This is a genomic window from Kitasatospora sp. NPDC101176 (assembly GCF_044768035.1).
GTDB lineage: Bacteria > Actinomycetota > Actinomycetes > Streptomycetales > Streptomycetaceae > Kitasatospora.
The window spans coordinates 32,541-50,232 of sequence record NZ_JBIWPA010000023.1; the positions used below are offsets into that span (position 1 = coordinate 32,541).

Below are 17,692 nucleotides of genomic sequence, written 5' to 3' on the forward strand. Positions count from 1 at the left end.
TCAGCGGCCGTCGCCCGCGTCGGCGGGCTTCCAGCGGAAGAGCTTCTTCTCGGCGAAGGTCAGCAGGCCCTCGGTGAGCAGCGCGACGACGGCGAGGATGGTCATCGCGGCGTAGACGCCGGCCGCGTTGAAGGTGCCCTGGGCGGCGGCGACGAGCAGTCCGAGGCCCTTGGTGGCACCGATGTACTCGCCGACGATGGCGCCGATGAGGGCGAAGCCGAAGCTGACGTGCAGGCTGGTGAAGATCCAGGTGGTGGCGGCGGGGATGACCACCTGGAGGGTGACCCTGCGGTTGTCGGCGCCGAGGATGCGGGCGTTCGCGACGAGGTTGCGGTCCACCTCGCGGGCGCCCTGGAAGGCGTTGAAGAACACCGGGAAGAACACCAGGACCACGGCGGAGGCGACCTTGGAGGCCGGACCGAGGCCGAACCAGATCAGGAAGATCGGGGCGAGCACGATGCGCGGGATGGCGTTGAGCACCTTGATGTAGGGCCCGAACACGTCGGCCAGGAAGCGGATCCGGCCGAGCGCGATGCCGAGCAGCACGCCGCCGGTCACGCCGATCACCCAGCCGGTGAGGGCCTCGTAGAGGGTGTAGCCGATCTGCTCGCCGAGCGAGCCCTGCGCGGTGCCGTGGGTGACCCACTGCCAGATCTGGTCCCAGATCCTCGACGGCTGCGAGAAGTTGAAGGGGTCGATGACGTCGGTGCGGGCGCACAGCTCCCAGAGACCGAGGAAGGCGACGAGGACCGCGATGCGGGCGCCGTACACGGTGAGTCTGCGGTTGCGGGCGGCCCGTTCGCGGGCCTCGGTCCTGGTGGTGACGGCCGGGGCGGTGGCGGCGGCCGGTGCGGTCTCAAGCGGCACGACCCGCTCCTCTCTCCCTGGTGATGCGCACCTCTTCGCCGAGCGAGGCCCAGATCTCGCGGTACAGCTCGACGAACCTCGGCTCCAGCCGGACCGCCTCGACGGTGCGCGGCCGCGGCAGGTCGACGGTGAAGACCTCCTTGACGGTGGCCGGTCCGGCGGTCATGACGACGACCCGGTCGGCGAGCGCGATCGCCTCGTCCAGGTCGTGGGTGACGAAGACGACGGAGGAGCCCGTCCCGGCCCACAGCTCCAGCAGCTGGTCGGACATCAGGGCACGGGTCTGCACGTCGAGGGCGGAGAACGGCTCGTCCATCAGCAGGATGGCCGGGTCGTTGACGAAGGTCTGGGCGAGCGCCACGCGCTTGCGCATGCCGCCGGACAGCTGGTGCGGGTAGCGGTCCTCGAAGGCGGCGAGGCCGACCCGGCCGAGCCAGTCCCGGGCCCGTTCCCTGGCCTCGGCGGCGGGCACCCCGCGGAAGCGCGGCCCGGCCATCACGTTGGACAGGACGGTGCGCCAGGGGAAGACGGCGTCCTGCTGGAAGACGAAGCCCACCTTGGGGTCGATCCCGCGGACGGGCTCGCCGTGGACCCGGACCTCCCCCTCGGTGGGCTCCTCCAGGCCGCTGACCAGGGTCAGCGTGGTGGACTTCCCGCAGCCGGTGGGCCCGACGACGGCGACGAACTCGCCCTGGGCGACGGTCAGATCGAGATCGTGGACGGCGGTGTGCAGGGCCCCGGAAGGGGTGCGGAACCGTTTCGTCGCGCCGGTCAGCTCGATCGCCGGGGTGTTGCTCATGTTTCCTCCCGGGTCTGTGCTTGCCCCAGGACGGTAGGAGCGGGCCCGGCCCCGGCGGGAGGCTTCTCGGCGTACTGCGGTTTCTCCGCATTGAGGGGTGTTCTGCTCGTTTTGCTTGCGCTACAACTGCGGGGACGCGGCTGACAGAAACAGGCCGGAAACATAGGGTGTCCCAACCCCCCACCCGGCCGGACCGCCCCGGCCGACCCGCTGCCCCGCCGCCCGACCCGCCCTGCCGAACGATCCGCCGACGCACCGACCCGCTGCCCCGCCGCCGAGAGGAGGCCCGGATGAAGCTGCCCCACTGGCCCCGCCGGGTCTTCGCACAACTGCTGCTGAGCCAGACCGTCGTCACCGTCGGTGTCACCGCGGTGACCGCCGGGCTGTTCCTGGCCCCGGTCAGCAGCGAGCTGGACCACGACGCGATGCAGCGGGCGCTGTCGATCGCCCAGGCCACCGCCACCGACGAGGTGATCGCACGGGCCGCCGACGCCCGGGACTCGGCGACCGCGCAGCGCAACGCCGAACAGGTCCGGCTGGCCACCGGCGCCAGCTTCGTGGTGGTCACCGACCTGGAGGGCATCCGGCTCTCGCACACCGACCCGGACCGGATCGGCCAGCGGGTCAGCACCGACCCGGAGCCGGCGCTCAGCGGGCGCAGCGTCACCGCGATCCAGCAGGGCACCCTGGGCCGCACCGCCCGCGGCAAGGTGCCGCTGCGGGTCGCGGACGGCCGGATCGTCGGCGAGGTGTCGGTGGGCATCAGCGACGACTCGATCCGCCGCCGGCTGCTGAAGATGCTCACCGGGATCCTGCTGTGCGCGGGGGCCGGCCTGGCCGCCGGGACGGTCGCGACGCTGGCGCTGGCCCGACGGCTGAAGCGGCGCACCCACAACATCGCGCTGGCCGACATCTCGGCGCTGCTGGTGGAGCGGGAGGCGATGCTGCACGGCATCCGCGAGGGCATGGTGGCGCTGGACGAGCGCGGGCGGATCCGGCTGGCGAACGACGAGGCGGTGCGGTTGCTCGGCCTGCCCGCGGACTGCACCGGCCGGCCGATCGACGCGGTGCTGCCGGCGGGCCGGCTGGCGGACGTACTGGCCGGGCGGATCACCGGCACCGACCTGCCGACCGTCCGGGACGACCGGGTGCTGGTGGTGAACCGGACGACCACGGCCGAGGGCGGCGCGGTGGTGACGCTGCGCGACCGCACCGAGCTGGAGTCGCTGGTCCGCGAGCTGGACACCACCCGTAGCCTGACCGAGGCGCTGCGGGCGCAGGACCACGAGCACGCCAACCGGATGCACACCCTGCTGGGTCTTCTGGAGCTGGGCCGCCACGAGCAGGCGGTGGCGTTCATCTCGGAGCAGTCGGGTTCGCACGCGGCGGTGGCCGCGCGGATCGCCGAACAGGTGCAGGACCCGCACGCGGCGGCGCTGCTGGCGGGCAAGTCGGCGGTGGCGGGCGAGCGCGGGGTGCGGCTGGTGCTGGCCCCGGCGGCGCACCTGCCGGACGCGGTGGTGGACGCGCGGGCGCTGGTGACGGTGCTCGGCAACCTGATCGACAACGCGGTGGACGCGGTGGCGCCGGGCGGGGGCGGCCGGGTGGAGGTGACGCTGGCGGCGGCCGGCTCCACGCTGCTGCTGCAGGTCGCGGACAGCGGCCCGGGGGTGCCGGAGGAGCTGCGCGAGCATGTCTTCGAGGAGGGGTGGACCAGCAAGGACGCACCCGCGCACCGTCCGCGCGGGCTGGGCCTGGCGATGGTGCGGCGGCTGGTCGAACGGACCGGCGGCCGGATCGTGCTCGACGCGGGGCCGCTCGGCGGCGCCCGGTTCACCGTCGAGCTGCCCGAGGCCCTGCTCACCGCTCAGCTCGTGGAGGCGTGATGATCGACGTGCTCGTGGTGGACGACGACTTCCGGGTCGCGGACGTGCACGCCGCCTACGTGGCCAGGGTGCCGGGCTTCCGGGTCACCGGCACCGCCCACTCGGCCGGGGAGGCGCTGGCCGCCCTGGAACGCCGCCCGGTGGACCTGCTGCTGCTCGACCACCACCTGCCGGACGAGACCGGCCTGGCCCTGGTGCGCCGGCTGCGGGAGCGGCAGGTGGCCTGCGACGTGATGATGGTGACGGCCGCCCGGGACGTGTCCACGGTGCACGCCGCGATGCAGCACGGCGCCCTGCAGTACCTGGTCAAGCCGTTCACCTTCGCCGGCCTGCGGGACAAGCTGGTCGCGTACGCGCAGCTGCGGCACGCGCTGGCCGCGCCGGCCCGGGAGGCGGGCCAGGACGAGGTGGACCGGCTGTTCGCGACCCTGCGCAGCGCGGCCTCCCCGGCCGGCCCGCTGCCGAAGGGCCATTCGGCGCCCACCACCGACCTGGTGCTGGGGGTGCTGCGGCAGGCGGGCCGGCCGCTGTCGGCGCAGGAGGTCGCGGAGGCCACCGGGCTGAGCCGCTCGACCGCGCAGCGCTACCTCAAGCAGCTGGAGCGGGACGCCCGGCTGCGGCTCACCCTGCGCTACGGCGACACCGGCCGGCCCGAGCACCGCTACGGCCTGGCCGCCCGACGGTGAACGAGCCCTGCCCCCGGTGAACGGGCCCGGCCGCCGGTGAACGACGCCGGCCGCCCGGCGGCGGACAGGGGGGAACCCCGGCGGCCCCAGGCCCGCCGGGGTTCCCCGGGACGCGGCGCTCAGGCCGCGCCCGCACCGGTGAGGGCACGCACCTCCAGCTCGGCGAAGCGGTCCGCGTCGGCGGGTTCCGGCGAGGTGAGCGTCCCGATCCAGCCGGCCAGGAAGCCGAGCGGGATGGAGACGATGCCGGGGTTCTCCAGCGGGAACCAGTGGAAGTCCACGCCGGGGAAGAGCGCCACCTTGGTGCCGGACACCACCGGGGAGAACAGCACCAGCACGATCGCCGGGACGAGCCCGCCGTACACCGACCAGACCGCGCCGCGGGCGGTGAACCTCGACCAGAACAGGCTGTAGAGCAGCACCGGCAGGTTGGCGGAGGCCGCCACCGCGAAGGCCAGGCCGACCAGGAAGGCGACGTTCAGCTGCTGGGCGAAGAGGCTGATCGCGATGGCCGCGGCACCGATCCCGACGGCCGCGATCCGGGCCACCCCGACCTCCTGGTCGGTGGCCAGGTCGGTGGCCCCGTCACCGGCCGGCCCGGCGCCGGGCCGGGACGCCGGCACGGCCCCGCGCCGCAGCAGGGACCGGCGGCGCGGGCGGCCGCGCCAGGCGCCGGCCCAGATGTCGTGGGCGAAGGCCGCCGAGGAGGCCAGGGTGAGCCCGGCGACCACGGCGAGGATGGTGGCGAAGGCGATCGCCGAGATCAGGGCGAACAGCACGACCCCGCCGGTGCTGCCGTTGCCGCCGCCCAGCACCAGGGCGAGCAGCGGGACGGCGGTGTTCCCGGCCGAGTTGGCGTGCCGGACCTCGGCCGAGCCCACCAGCGCGGTCGCACCCAGGCCCAGGGCGATGGCCATCAGGTAGAAGCCGCCGACCAGGCCGATCGCCCACATCGTGGAGCGGCGGGCAGCCCGTGCGGTGGGCACGGTGTAGAAGCGGGACAGGATGTGCGGCAGCCCGGCGGTGCCGAGCACCAGGGCGAGTCCCAGGCTGAAGAAGTCGAGCCGGCTGGTGAAGGTGGCACCGTACTTGAGACCGGGTTCGAGGTAGCGGTGCCCGGCCCCGCTGTGCTGGGCGGCCTGGCGCATCAGCTCGCCGACGTCGCCGTGGAAGCGGACCATCAGCAGCACGGTGAGCAGCACCGAGCCGGCGATCAGCAGGACGGCCTTGACGATCTGGATCCAGGTGGTGGCCCGCATCCCGCCGACCGTGACGTAGACGATCATCAGGGCGCCGACGGCGACGATGGTCCAGGTCCGGGCGTGCGGGCTGCTGGTGCCGAGCAGCAGGGCGACCAGCGAGCCCGCGCCGACCATCTGGGCGACCAGGTAGAGCAGGGTGACGACGACGCTGGCGCCGCCGGCTGCGGCCCGCACCTTGCGGCGGCGCAGCCGCAGTGCGAGCACGTCGGCGAGGGTGTACCGGCCGGCGTTGCGGACGAGTTCGGCGACCAGCATCAGCACCACCAGCCAGGCGACCAGGAAGCCGATGCTGTAGAGCACGCCGTCGTAGCCGTACAGCGCGATCAGTCCGGCGACGCCGAGGAAGGAGGCCGCGGAGAGGTAGTCGCCGGAGAGCGCGAAGCCGTTCTGCAGCGGGGTGAAGTCGCGGCCGCCGGCGTAGAAGTCCTCGGCGGCGCCGCCCTTGCGGCCGACCCAGAGGGTGATCGCCAGGGTGACCAGGACGATGACCGCGAACAGCGCGATGGCGAGGTCGTGGTGGTCGCCGGTGGGGGCGACGGGGGGCGGGGTGGCGGTCGTCATCGCAGCTGGTCCTGGGTGTCCCAGCGCAGGCCCAGGGCGGCGCGGTCGCGCTTGGTCCGGGCGTTGCGGGCGTAGAGCCAGGTGAGCACGAAGGTGGTGGCGAACTGCAGCAGGCCGAGTAGCCAGGCCACGTTGACCGGGCCGGCCACCTGGCTGCGCATCACGCCGGGAGCGGCGGCCTGGGCGGCGACGTACATCAGGTACCAGGAGAGGAAGGCGCCGCTGACCGGGAAGACGAAGCCCCGGTGGCTGCGGCGGATGTCCTGGAAGGCGGCGCTGCGCTGGACGGCCCGGTACACCTCGGTGCTGTCGGTGGTGGTGGCCACGGCGCGGGAGGGCTGCGGCGCTTCGACCGGCCCGGCGCCGGACGGTCCGGTGGCCGGCGGCCCGGCGGCGGTGGACGGCCCGGCGGCCGGGGCTGCGGCCGGGGGTACCGCCGGGGCCGGCGGGACCTCCCGTGCGGGGGTCGGCCGAACGGGTACCGCCGACTGGCCGGGTACCGCCGGTCGGCCGGGTGCCGCCGTCCGGTCGGAGGCGGTGGCGGCAGCCGGAGCGGCCCACCAGTCGAATCGCTGCCCCTGCCCGGGACTGCTGGTCTGCTGCTGTGGCACTGCTGCTCCTGGACCGGCGGGCACTCTGACCCGAACCATCATGGGGGCCGCCGGGCAGCGCCTCCGACCATTGCAGATACGTTCACTCGATGAGGTGATCGATGATCCGACAGACACTCATCCGACTACTGCTGCGTACCGGTGATCCCGTGTCGGAACGCGTACGCAACGGCCTGCGCCCGGTCCCGCACCGCGGTCTTCGCGAACAGGTTGTTGATGTGCGTCTTCACGGTGGCCTGGCTGACGAACAGCCGCTGGGCGATCTCGGCGTTGGAGAGCCCGTCGGCGATCAGGGCGAGCACCTCGGCCTCCCGGGCGGTCAGCCCGTCCGGCAGCCCCCCGTGTCGGCCGACCGGCTCCCGGGGCGTCGGCGCCGGCGCCCCGGGGTGCTCCGAAAGCCTTTCCAGCAAACGGAGTTGGATCTGCGGCGAGAGTCCGGCCGCGCCCGAGCGGACGTCCGCGATGGCCCGGGCGATCTCCTCGCCGCCGGCGTCCTTGGTGAGGTAGCCGCGTGCCCCGGCCTGCAGCGCCGGGAACAGCGAGTCGTCGTCGGCGTAGGTGGTGAGCACCACCACCTCGGTCTCCGGGTGCGCGGTCCGGATCCGCCGGGTCGCCTCGACACCGTCGCAGCGGGGCATCCGCAGGTCCATCAGCACCACGTCCGGGTGATGCCGCTCCACCAGGGCGACGGCCTCCTCGCCGTCCGCCGCCGCGCCGACCACCTCGATGCCGGGCAGCAGCCCGAGCAGCATCACGATGCCCTCGCGCACCACCGTCTGGTCGTCCGCCACCAGCACCCTGGTCGTCCCCGTGCCGCTCATCCGCCCGTCCCGCCGCATCCCGTCGCCGCCCCGCGGCGCCCACGCCCTCCGCGGGCCGGCCCGCCCCGCCCGCTCACCCCGGCACCCGCAGCTGCACGCGCCACCCTCCGTCCTCGGGGCCCGCCAGCAGGGTGCCGCCGAGCAGTTCCGCGCGTTCGCGCATCCCCAGCAGACCGTACCCGCCGCCGCTGGCCGCGAGCCCTCCGGGCGTCTCGCCGCGCGGGGCCCTGGAGTTGCGCACCTCCAGCTCCACGGCGTCCGCCAGGTAGCGCAGTTCGACGGAGCACCGGGCGCCGGGCGCGTGCTTGCGGACGTTGGTCACCGCCTCCTGCGCGGTGCGCCGCACGGCGAGGGCCGGTTCCGCGGCGAGCGGCCGGGGCGTGCCGGTGACGGTCAGCTCGGCGCGCTCCCGCTCGGTCAGCTCCACCAGGAACTCCCCGACCGGGGTGAACTCGCCGCGCAGCGCCGACAGCGCCTGCCTGGTCTCGGCCAGCCCGTCCTGGGCCATCCGCCGTGCGGCGACGACCCGTTCGCGGACCTGCTCGCGGTCGGTGCCCGCGTCCAGCATCAGCCGGGCCGCCTCCAGGTGGACGAGCTGCGCGGACAGGCTGTGGGCGAGCACGTCGTGGATCTCCCGGGCGATCCTGGCCCGTTCGGCGAGCGCGGCGCTCTCCGTCTCGGCGGCCCGGGCGGCGCGCTCCTGGACCAGCAGCCGGCGGGCGGTGCCGCGCGCCTCGAGGTCCAGCCGCATCAGGTAGCCCAGCATGACCAGCCCTCCGACGGTCGCGATGATGCTCAGCCAGCTCGCCCAGCTGACGGCGGTGTACGAGCCGAGCGCGGCGGCGGCGACGAGGACCGCGGGCGCGGGCGGCAGCCGGACCAACGCGGTCACGGCGAGCCCGTACCAGAGCACGTCGGCGAGCAGGATGGCCCCGCCCCAGTTCGCCAGCCAGGCCGCGCCGACGACCGCCGCGGACAGGGCGAACGCGGGCACCGGGTGCTGCTCCCGGCTGGCGTGCAGGTAGCCGGCGCTGAGGCCGACGGCGGCGGCCAGCCCGGCCACCGCCACCACCACCGCCCAGCCCGCGTACCTGCCGTCGGCGAAGGTCCCCCAGCAGACGGTGATCAGCAGGACGGCCCGGCCGAGCCCGGTGAGCAGCCGGCGCGGTCCGCTCTCGGCGTCGCGCTCCAGCCCCTCGCGGGACGGCCAGCGGGTCCAGTACCACCCGGCCACGGGTTCCTCCTCGGAGCTCGGTGCGGTCGGTCAGCGGTCGGTCAGCGCAGCCCGGCGACCCGGTCCGGGGCCTCCAGCATCCGGGCCCTCCAGTTCACCACGAGCGAGCGCACCAGCAGCAGCACCGCCAGGCTGAGCAGCAGCGCGCTGCCCGCCTGGTGGACGTGCAGGACGGCGCCGGTCTCGTAGAGGCCGAGCCGGATGAAGATCATCCCGGCCCAGGCGGCCATCGTGGCCTTGGTGCCCGTGGCCCAGAGCGCGCCGTCCTCGGCCCGCCAGAGCCGGACGGTCCAGCCCCAGACGGAGCCCATCGCGAGCACCGCCGCGAGTCCGCAGCCGAGCAGGGTGGCGGAGAGCACGGTGTGCTCGTGGTCGATCAGCCGGGGGTCGCGCAGCGCGAGCGCGCCGAGGACCACCGGCAGCACCCAGAAGCGGCGGTCGCCGTCCAGCCGCTGCGGGCGCATCTGGCGCCGGATGACCAGGGCCATCACCGCGACGACCACGAGGAGGTTGACGAGGGCCGACATCGGACTACTCCGTCCCGGGGGGGAGACTTGAACTGACCTCCCCGACGCTACGGATCCGGCGCCCCGCGCTGATCAGAGCCGGGGTGGACCGCGGGTGGAACCGGCAGCACGAGGGCCCTCCACCCGGAGGTGGAGGGCCCTCGCCGCGCGGGGCGCGTCAGGCGTCGATGCGGGAGCGGTCCAGGGTGGCCGCCGAGTCCACGATGAACTCCTTGCGCGGGGCGACGTCGTTGCCCATCAGCAGGTCGAAGACCTTCTCGGCCTGCTCCAGGTCGCCCAGGTTGATCCGGCGCAGCGTGCGGTGGCGCGGGTCCATGGTGGTCTCGGCCAGCTGGTCGGCGTCCATCTCGCCGAGGCCCTTGTACCGCTGCACCGGGTCCTTCCAGCGCAGCCCCTTGCGCTGGAACTCCAGCAGGGTGGAGCGCAGTTCGGCGTCCGAGTAGGTGTAGTGGTACTTCTCCTGGCCGCGCTTGGGGTTGGTGAGCTCGATCCGGTGCAGCGGCGGCACCGCGGCGAAGACCCGGCCCTGCTCGACCATCGGCCGCATGTAGCGGTGGAAGAGGGTCAGCAGCAGGGTGCGGATGTGCGAGCCGTCGACGTCGGCGTCGGCCATGAAGATGACCCGGCCGTAGCGGGCCTGGTCGATGTCGAAGGTGCGGCCCGAGCCGGCCCCTATCACCTGGATGATCGCGGCGCACTCGGCGTTCTTGAGCATGTCGCTCACCGAGGCCTTCTGCACGTTGAGGATCTTGCCGCGGATCGGCAGCAGCGCCTGGAACTCGGAGTTGCGGGCGAGCTTGGCGGTGCCGAGCGCGGAGTCGCCCTCGACGATGAAGAGTTCGCTGCGGTCGACGTCGTCGCTGCGGCAGTCGGCCAGCTTGGCCGGCAGCGAGCTGGTCTCCAGCGCGGTCTTGCGGCGCTGGGCCTCCTTGTGCTGGCGGGCGGCGACCCGGGTGCGGGCGGCGGCGACGATCTTCTCCATGACCGCCCGGGCCTGGAGCTTGTGGTCCTTCTTGGCCGAGGTGAGGAAGGCCTTGAGCTCCTTGGCGAGGACGGCGGCGACGATCCGGTTGGCCGCCGAGGTGCCGAGCACCTCCTTGGTCTGGCCCTCGAACTGCGGCTCGGCGAGCCGGACGGTGACCACCGCGGTGAGGCCCTCGGTGGCGTCGTCCTTGGTGATGTCGTCCTCGGCCACGCGCAGCAGCTTGGCGGAGCGCAGCGCCTCGTTGACGGTCTTGGCCAGCGAGCGCTCGAAGCCGGTGACGTGGGTGCCGCCCTTGGGGGTGGCGATGATGTTGACGAAGGAGCGCAGCGTGGTGTCGTAGCCGGCGCCCCAGCGCAGCGCGATGTCCACGCCCAGGTGGCGGGTGACCTCGGTGGGGGTCATGTGGCCGAGCTCGTCGAGGACGGGCACGGTCTCCTTGAAGGTGCCCTCGCCGCGCAGCCGCAGCACGTCGCAGACCGGCTTGTCCGGGGCAAGGAACTCGCAGAACTCGGCGATGCCGCCGTCGTAGCGGAACACCGACTCCTCGACCTGCTCGCTCTCGGTGAGCCGCTCGTCACGCACGACGATGGTCAGGCCGGGGACGAGGAAGGCGGTCTGCCGGGCGCGGCTGTGCAGGTTCTCCAGGGAGAGCTTGGCGTCCTTGAGGAAGATCTGCCGGTCGGCCCAGTAGCGGATCCGGGTGCCGGTGCGGGTCTTCGGCACCTTGCGGCTCCGGGTCAGGCCGTTGGCCGGCTCGAAGGGGGCGTCCGGGCTGGTCTCGGTGAAGATGCCGGGGGTGCCGCGGCGGAAGCTGATCGCGTGGGTGTGACCGCTGCGGTCCACCTCGACGTCGAGCCGGGCGGAGAGGGCGTTCACCACGGAGGCGCCGACGCCGTGCAGACCGCCGGAGGCCGCGTAGGAGCCGCCGCCGAACTTGCCGCCGGCGTGCAGCTTGGTCATCACGACCTCGACGCCGGACAGCCCGGTCTTGGGCTCGACGTCGACGGGGATGCCGCGCCCGTTGTCTCGCACCTCCACGGAGGAGTCCGGGTGCAGCAGGACCTCGATGCGGTCGCAGTAGCCGCCCAGCGCCTCGTCGACCGAGTTGTCGATGATCTCCCAGAGGCAGTGCATCAGACCGCGGCTGTCGGTCGAGCCGATGTACATGCCGGGGCGCTTGCGAACCGCCTCCAGGCCCTCCAGGACGAGCAGGTGCCGAGCGGTGTAGTTGGAACCGTCGTCGCCGGCCAGCAGTGCGGACGGCACGGTCGTTTCGGCACTCACGCGGCACTCTCCTCGGTGAAGTTCTGTCTCATCGGTCACATCCGGCACGCGTCCGGCCCGCCCGCCAGTGCAGCACGCCGCACCGACAGCCGTCGCCCAGGGTGGCCGAACCCCTCCGGCGGGTGCCCAGCACGGCGGGCCGCCTCCGCGCAGCTTGTACGCGCTGCGCGAACAAGGACCGTACCGGCACCCGGGGCTCCGGGGCGCCATCTCCTCCCGGTACCACCGGTCCTGGCGGATCGTGGGGTCTGGTGCAGGCTCCGGAACTGCCGTTATGCAGGCTACCGGGGCCCGGGACGGGGCTTATGCTCCAACCCGGCAGAGGATTATGCTACGCGGACCTCGCACCCCGTCCCGATCGGGCGTTCGAGCGACGGGCGGATCCTGGGAACCGGCACGCATGAACCACCGGCCCCCGGGGCACGTCCTCATCAACACAGCAGAATCCTCAGAGAAGAAAAGCCACGAGCGGGAACGTTTTCGGCCTGGTTGGATGTTGACCCTGGTACGACAGCTCGTCGAGCTAGAGAAGAGGCGACGTGACTACTGTTCTGACACCTGCGAGCCCGCTCACCGCGGCTGACCGCTGCGACCGATGCGGCGCCCAGGCCTACCTGCGCGTCGTACTCGCCAGCGGCGGAGAGCTGCTCTTCTGCGCCCACCACGGCCGGAAGTTCGAGCCCGAGCTCAAGAAGATCGCCGTGGAGATACAGGACGAGAGCGGCCGGCTCGGCACCACCAACGCCACGGCCTCCGACGACGAGCGCTGATCCCGGGCGCCACACCAGCAGCCAGCGTCGAGCTGTGTCCGGCCGCGCACCGCGCGTGACCGGTGAGCCGGGCGGCGGGTCCCCCTCGGGGGCCGGTCGCCCGGCTCTGCTGTTGCCCGGGGCGGACACGCTGCGCACCGGCGCCGCGTCAGAACGTGACCGTCCGGTCACCCGCGGCGCACGGCGTGCGCCTCAGAGCACCGAGCGCACCGCGTCCGCGACCGAGGCCACCCTGGTGTAGACGCCGGGGTGGGCCGCCTCGGCGCAGCCCGTCCCCCAGGAGACCAGGCCCACCAGCCGCCCGGCGACGACCAGCGGGCCGCCACTGTCGCCCTGGCAGGCGTCCCTGCCGCCCTTCTCCTCGCCCGCACAGACCATGCCGCGGGCGTCGAACTTGCCGTCCTGTCCGCCCGGGTAGGCGTGCGCGCAGGTCTGGTCCGCGATGATCGGCACGTCCACCCCGCGCAGCACGGGCGAGTAGTTGCCCCTCCCCGTGGTGTCGCCCCACCCGAACACCCGGGCCGTCGTGCCGGCCGCGTACGGCTCGGTCTCGCCCTGGCCGACCAGGTCGATCACCGGGCGGGAGCCCTGGGAGTCGGTCAGCGTGACCACCGCCACGTCGTTCATGTTGGCGCTGAAGGCGTAGTCGGGGTGGATCCACACCGACCGGACGGAGACCTCGCGCCCGACCGAGCCCCGCATGTCGTCCCGGCCGACGATGACCTTGAGGCCCGGCCGGTCCACCCTGGCACCCCTGGACTCGTCGTAGAAGCAGTGCGCGGCCGTCACCACCTTGGTCGGCGTGACCAGCGCTCCCCCGCAGAACTGACCGGACCGGCCGGCACCGAACTGCTGGCGGCTGGAGAGCGCCACCACCCACGGGTGGTCGGCGGTGCTCTCGGCGGCGCCCCCGACCACCCGGCGCTGCGCCCCGGCGGGCCCGGCCGTGCCGAGCGCGACCAGCGGGACGGGCACGGCGGCCAGCAGCGCCAGCACTGCGGCCCGTCGACGCCGGCCCGGACGGGCGGCGGGGACGGCGGCCGGCGGAAGGGCGGCGGCCGGACGGGCCGGGGGCGGGGCGGTGGTCGGCAGGACAGCGCGGTCCGGAATGGGCGGCACCGTGACTCCAGTCGGCTCGGCGGCAGGCAACCGGCACAGCGTAGGTGATCGACTACGCTCCGCGTCCGGTTCCCGGCACACCGCCACCCGGACGAGGGACAACCGGCACCCGGACGCTGACCCGCCCGGCCCGGGGAAGCACGGAGGCCCGGAGCCGTCCGGCTCCGGGCCTCCGCCACGCACTCACGGCCTCGTCGGCCGGGTCGGATCAGTCCAGGTAGTCGCGCAGCACCTGGGAACGCGACGGGTGGCGCAGCTTCGACATGGTCTTCGACTCGATCTGGCGGATGCGCTCACGGGTGACCCCGTACACCTTGCCGATCTCGTCGAGCGTCTTCGGCTGACCGTCCGTCAGGCCGAAGCGCATCGAGACCACGCCGGCCTCGCGCTCGGAGAGGGTGTCCAGCACCGAGTGCAGCTGCTCCTGGAGCAGGGTGAAGGAGACCGCGTCGGCCGGGACGACCGCCTCGGAGTCCTCGATCAGGTCACCGAACTCGCTGTCGCCGTCCTCGCCCAGCGGGGTGTGCAGCGAGATCGGCTCGCGGCCGTACTTCTGGACCTCGATGACCTTCTCGGGGGTCATGTCGAGTTCCTTGGCCAGCTCCTCCGGGGTGGGCTCGCGGCCCAGGTCCTGGAGCATCTGGCGCTGGACGCGGGCCAGCTTGTTGATGACCTCGACCATGTGCACCGGGATGCGGATGGTGCGGGCCTGGTCGGCCATGGCGCGGGTGATCGCCTGCCGGATCCACCAGGTGGCGTAGGTCGAGAACTTGTAGCCCTTGGTGTAGTCGAACTTCTCGACCGCACGGATCAGACCGAGGTTGCCCTCCTGGATCAGGTCCAGGAAGAGCATGCCGCGACCGGTGTAGCGCTTGGCCAGCGAGACCACCAGACGGAGGTTGGCCTCCAGCAGGTGGTTCTTGGCCCGACGGCCGTCCTCGGCGATGATCTCCAGCTCGCGCTTGAGCTTGGGGGCGAGCTTGTCGGCGGCCGAGAGCTTGTCCTCGGCGAACAGGCCGGCCTCGATGCGCTTGGCGAGCTCGACCTCCTGCTCGGCGTTGAGCAGCGGGACCTTGCCGATCTGCTTCAGGTAGTCCTTGACCGGGTCGGCGGTGGCACCGGCGACGGCGACCTGCTGGGCCGGCGCGTCGTCCTCGTCGTCGTCGGAGAGGACGAAGCCCTCCGACTCCTCCTCCGGGGCGCCCTCGGTCTCGGCACCGGCCTTGTCGGCCGGCAGCGCGACGTCCTCGAGGAGCTCCTCCTCGCCGATCAGCTCCTCGTCGCCCTTGCCGGCCTTGCCGGCGGCGGTCTTCTTGGCGGCGGTCTTCTTGGCAGGCGCGGCGGCCTTCTTGGCCGCGGCCTTCTTGGCCGGAGCAGCCTTCTTCGCCGCGACGGCACGCGCCTCGGCGACGACGGTGGTGCCCTCGGCGGTGATCTCGGCGGACACCGTGGGCGCGGGCGCCGCGGCGGCCGCGACGGCCGGGGCCGCGACGGGAGCGCCGGGCGCGATGCGCACGGGCGGCTTGGTCGGGGCCGACGGAGCGGCCGGGGTCCGGGTGGTGACAGCCTTGGTGGCGGTGCGCTTGGTGGGGCTCTTGGCGGCAACGCTCTTGCGCTTGGCGCCGGCCGGCTCGGCCGCGCTGACCATCAGGTCCACGCCCTCCTCAATCAGCACCTGATTGAGGCTGCGCATGACGTTCTTCCACTTGGTGACCGGGATCTGGTCCGCCTCGAACGCCTGGCGCACGTCGTCACCGGCGATCTGCCCCTGGGCCTTGCCCCGCTCGATGAGCGCCAGCAGAGCCGCGGACTCGGCGATCTCGGGGGGAAGCGAACGGGATGTGCTGGCCGACACGAACAACCTCTCGGACGATGAGTGGACTCGAACCCGTACCGGCCGCCCGAGCGGGCGGGGAAGGAGATCGCGCGTCGCACGCGCGGTGTCGATTCCGACCGACTCGGGCTTGAGGACTGGGTTTGCAGGACGGCAGCAGCGCCGCGGACCAACACAGCATTCTGACATGTTGGAGTATTCCGGAGCTGCTCCCGCTCAGGAGACATCGCTGCTACTCGTCAAGTGTTACGCATGGCCTTCGTGTCGCGGGTCACACCACTCGGCGTCCGCGGCCACCGGGCCGGAGTCCATCATCGCGCACTCGCACCGAAACCTGTTGTCATGGGCGCTACATTTCGGGTTCCGGTCGGGCCACCGGTGTGCAGAGGCCCTCCGGCTGCACCGCACGGGCGCGGCCGGAGGGCTCTGGAGGAGCGGTGGACGCCCGGGGCGCCCCGGCTCGTCGGAACAGCCCGCTCAGTGCTCCCGGGGAGCCGGCACGGACGGCTCGATCTCGGGGTGCGCGGTGAGCAGCGCCCGCATCGCGACCTCGCCCGCGGTGCCGTCGCCCGTCCCCAGCGCGTCCACCAGCCGGGCGTGCAGGCTGACCGAGGCCTCGGACGGCCGCTCGCAGGAGGTGGCCGGACCGCCCGACACCTGCAGCGCGCCGGCGACGATCGCGGACAGGTGCTCCAGCATCCGGTTGCCCGCCATCTGCAGGACCAGGCCGTGCAGCTCGGCGTCGGCCCGGCTGTAGGTGGAGAGGTCCGCCTGGGCGGCGGCGTGGCCCATGATCTCGACCAGCTCGACCAGCCGCTGCTGGACGTCCTCCCGGCCGTGGCCGGCGGCGAGCCGGGCGGCCAGCGGGTCGATCGCCCAGCGGAGCTCGAACAGCTCCCGGCGCTGCTCGTCGCGCTGCGGGCCGAAGGCGCGCCACTCGATGATGTCCGGGTCCAGCAGGTTCCAGTCGCCCACCGGGCGGACCCGGGTGCCGACGTTCGGCCGGGCGCTGACCAGGCCCTTGGCCTCCAGCACGCGCAGCGACTCGCGGACGACGGTCCGGGACACCTCGAACCGCTGGCCGATCTCCTCGGGGACGAGCGGGCGGTCGGCGCCGAGGTCGCCGGAGACGATCATCTGGCCGAGCTGCTGGACCAGCTGGCCGTGCAGACCGCGGCCGCGGCTGCTGGTGGTCTTGCGGCCGACCCGCACGAGGTCGGACTCGGCGCCCTCCCAGCGGGGGGCCGGCGGGGTCGGCCGGTCGGCGTACGAGAAGCGGTCCAGATCGCCGGGGCCGTGGATGGGCCCTTCGGCGGAACGGGCGGGGGTCATGGTGGGGTGCGCAAGGGTACTCACAGCTCCTTTGTCGGCGATCGGCAGGCGCAGCTTGAGAATTCTCGTGAAAAGCACACGAAAGGGTGATCGACCGCGACTGGATAATTGACTTCTTATCAGGAAGAACCGCTCATTACGGTCACTGCTGGTCGATCTTGGTTCTTCGGGTGCGACAGCCGTCCGGTGGTGGCCGACGCCGGCCTCAGAGGGCTCGCCGCCGGACCTGGACCAGCAGGGCCGCCAGCAGCAGCACCGCCGCGGGGGCGGCGACCGCCGCGAGCAGGGCCGGATCCGTCAGCGCCGTGCCCCCGGCCGCGACCTCCCGGCCCCCGCGGTACACCCAGCCGTAGGCCCACTCGATGCCGGACTGGAACGGCAGCAGCCCCGCCGTGCGGGCCGGCCACGGCCGGCCGGTCTGCCGCAGCAGCAGCGCCACCCCGGACTCCAGCAGCGGGGGCAGCGCGCACAGCAGCAGCAGCCCGGCCGCCGCGCTGCGCGTCAGCGAAGCCGTCAGCACCCCGGTCCAGCCCGCCACGACGGTCAGCAGGACGAACGCCAGCAGGGCGGCCGGCACGCCGTGGCCGACCGCCGGGCCGACCAGGGCGAAGACCCCCGGGAGGTCCGCCAGACCGTCCAGCCCTGCGGCGGCCAGCGCCCCGGACACCCGGCCCGACACCGCGGAGGGCTGCGCCCATGCGGCCACCGTCACCCCGGCGGGCAGCGCGAGGTGCACGGCGACCGCGTCGAGCAGCAGGGTGGCGAGCGCCAGCAGCCCCGCGACCGGGCCGATCACCAGCAGCTTGACCAGCAGCAGCCGGACCCGGCGCGGGTAGGAGACCAGCGAGGCCGGCAGCCCCGGGTGGCGCACCTCGTGCCCGTACGAGAGCGCGCCCAGCACTCCCGCGCCGAGCGCCGCGAAGGGCAGCGGGACCAGCGGCACGGCGGCGGTCAGCAGCCGCACCCCGGCGGCCGCGGGCAGCGGGCCGGCAGGGGTCTGACCCGCCAGGACGGCGGCCACGGCGGCGTCGCAGAACAGCACGGCGGCCAGCAGCAGCCAGGTGGAACGCAGGCCGCGCAGGCGGCGCAGCTCGTAGGCCAGGACTCGCACGGT

At 73.4% G+C, this 17,692-nt stretch carries 15 protein-coding genes; 3 read left to right on the top strand and 12 right to left on the bottom strand.

All coding sequences use genetic code 11. The annotated features are described in order from the left end of the window. The gene (locus ACIRS1_RS26880) at window positions 1-867 is read right to left on the bottom strand and encodes an ABC transporter permease (protein ID WP_360212253.1); all 867 of its coding nucleotides are present in this window, start codon (window positions 865-867) and stop codon (window positions 1-3) included. Next, the gene (locus ACIRS1_RS26885) at window positions 857-1,666 is read right to left on the bottom strand and encodes an ABC transporter ATP-binding protein (RefSeq protein WP_360212255.1); all 810 of its coding nucleotides are present in this window, start codon (window positions 1,664-1,666) and stop codon (window positions 857-859) included. The genes ACIRS1_RS26880 and ACIRS1_RS26885 overlap by 11 nt, the downstream gene beginning before the upstream one ends. 290 nt (window positions 1,667-1,956) lie before the next feature. Here ACIRS1_RS26885 and ACIRS1_RS26890 point away from each other — a divergent pair, with 290 nt between their 5' ends. Further along, window positions 1,957-3,552 carry an ATP-binding protein gene (locus ACIRS1_RS26890; RefSeq protein ID WP_402844286.1) on the top strand — a complete coding sequence of 532 codons (1,596 nt, stop codon included), beginning with the start codon at window positions 1,957-1,959 and terminating at the stop codon, window positions 3,550-3,552. Then, entirely contained in the window at window positions 3,552-4,238 is a 687-nt protein-coding gene (locus tag ACIRS1_RS26895) for a response regulator (protein WP_360212259.1), read from the top strand. Before ACIRS1_RS26890 ends, ACIRS1_RS26895 begins: the two co-directional genes overlap by 1 nt. Before the next feature lie 119 nt (window positions 4,239-4,357). Here ACIRS1_RS26895 and ACIRS1_RS26900 read toward each other — a convergent pair whose 3' ends face one another. From ACIRS1_RS26900 to ACIRS1_RS26925, 6 genes are all read right to left on the bottom strand, one after another. After that, a complete protein-coding gene (locus tag ACIRS1_RS26900; RefSeq protein WP_360212261.1) occupies window positions 4,358-6,061 on the bottom strand; it encodes a cation acetate symporter in 1,704 nt (567 codons plus the stop codon). Continuing rightward, on the bottom strand, window positions 6,058-6,387 hold the full coding sequence (locus ACIRS1_RS26905; protein WP_360212263.1) for a DUF485 domain-containing protein: 330 nt from the start codon (window positions 6,385-6,387) through the stop codon (window positions 6,058-6,060). The genes ACIRS1_RS26900 and ACIRS1_RS26905 overlap by 4 nt, the downstream gene beginning before the upstream one ends. A gap of 410 nt (window positions 6,388-6,797) precedes the next feature. Further along, window positions 6,798-7,493 carry a response regulator gene (locus ACIRS1_RS26910; protein ID WP_402844290.1) on the bottom strand — a complete coding sequence of 232 codons (696 nt, stop codon included), beginning with the start codon at window positions 7,491-7,493 and terminating at the stop codon, window positions 6,798-6,800. 73 nt (window positions 7,494-7,566) lie between these two features. Further along, complete coding sequence (locus ACIRS1_RS26915) at window positions 7,567-8,727, bottom strand: sensor histidine kinase (protein ID WP_402844292.1); 1,161 nt, start codon at window positions 8,725-8,727, stop codon at window positions 7,567-7,569. A 41-nt stretch (window positions 8,728-8,768) separates the two neighbouring features. Beyond that, window positions 8,769-9,254 carry a DUF1453 domain-containing protein gene (locus tag ACIRS1_RS26920; protein WP_402844294.1) on the bottom strand — a complete coding sequence of 162 codons (486 nt, stop codon included), beginning with the start codon at window positions 9,252-9,254 and terminating at the stop codon, window positions 8,769-8,771. A 157-nt stretch (window positions 9,255-9,411) separates the two neighbouring features. Then, window positions 9,412-11,523 (bottom strand): DNA topoisomerase IV subunit B, encoded by a 2,112-nt coding sequence (locus ACIRS1_RS26925; RefSeq protein WP_360212271.1) that lies wholly within the window; start codon window positions 11,521-11,523, stop codon window positions 9,412-9,414. Between the two features lie 539 nt (window positions 11,524-12,062). Here ACIRS1_RS26925 and ACIRS1_RS26930 point away from each other — a divergent pair. Further along, the gene (locus ACIRS1_RS26930) at window positions 12,063-12,293 is read left to right on the top strand and encodes a hypothetical protein (RefSeq protein ID WP_360212273.1); all 231 of its coding nucleotides are present in this window, start codon (window positions 12,063-12,065) and stop codon (window positions 12,291-12,293) included. 192 nt (window positions 12,294-12,485) lie between these two features. Here ACIRS1_RS26930 and ACIRS1_RS26935 read toward each other — a convergent pair whose 3' ends face one another. From ACIRS1_RS26935 to ACIRS1_RS26950, 4 genes are all read right to left on the bottom strand, one after another. Next, a complete protein-coding gene (locus tag ACIRS1_RS26935; protein ID WP_387905796.1) occupies window positions 12,486-13,289 on the bottom strand; it encodes a S1 family peptidase in 804 nt (267 codons plus the stop codon). 331 nt (window positions 13,290-13,620) lie between these two features. Continuing rightward, on the bottom strand, window positions 13,621-15,267 hold the full coding sequence (locus ACIRS1_RS26940; protein WP_402844297.1) for an RNA polymerase sigma factor: 1,647 nt from the start codon (window positions 15,265-15,267) through the stop codon (window positions 13,621-13,623). A 456-nt stretch (window positions 15,268-15,723) separates the two neighbouring features. After that, window positions 15,724-16,656 (bottom strand): FadR/GntR family transcriptional regulator, encoded by a 933-nt coding sequence (locus tag ACIRS1_RS26945; RefSeq protein WP_402844300.1) that lies wholly within the window; start codon window positions 16,654-16,656, stop codon window positions 15,724-15,726. 127 nt (window positions 16,657-16,783) lie between these two features. Continuing rightward, window positions 16,784-17,689, bottom strand: a complete 906-nt coding sequence (locus ACIRS1_RS26950) for a hypothetical protein (RefSeq protein ID WP_402844303.1) — start codon at window positions 17,687-17,689, stop codon at window positions 16,784-16,786. Between the last annotated feature and the right edge of the window lie 3 nt (window positions 17,690-17,692).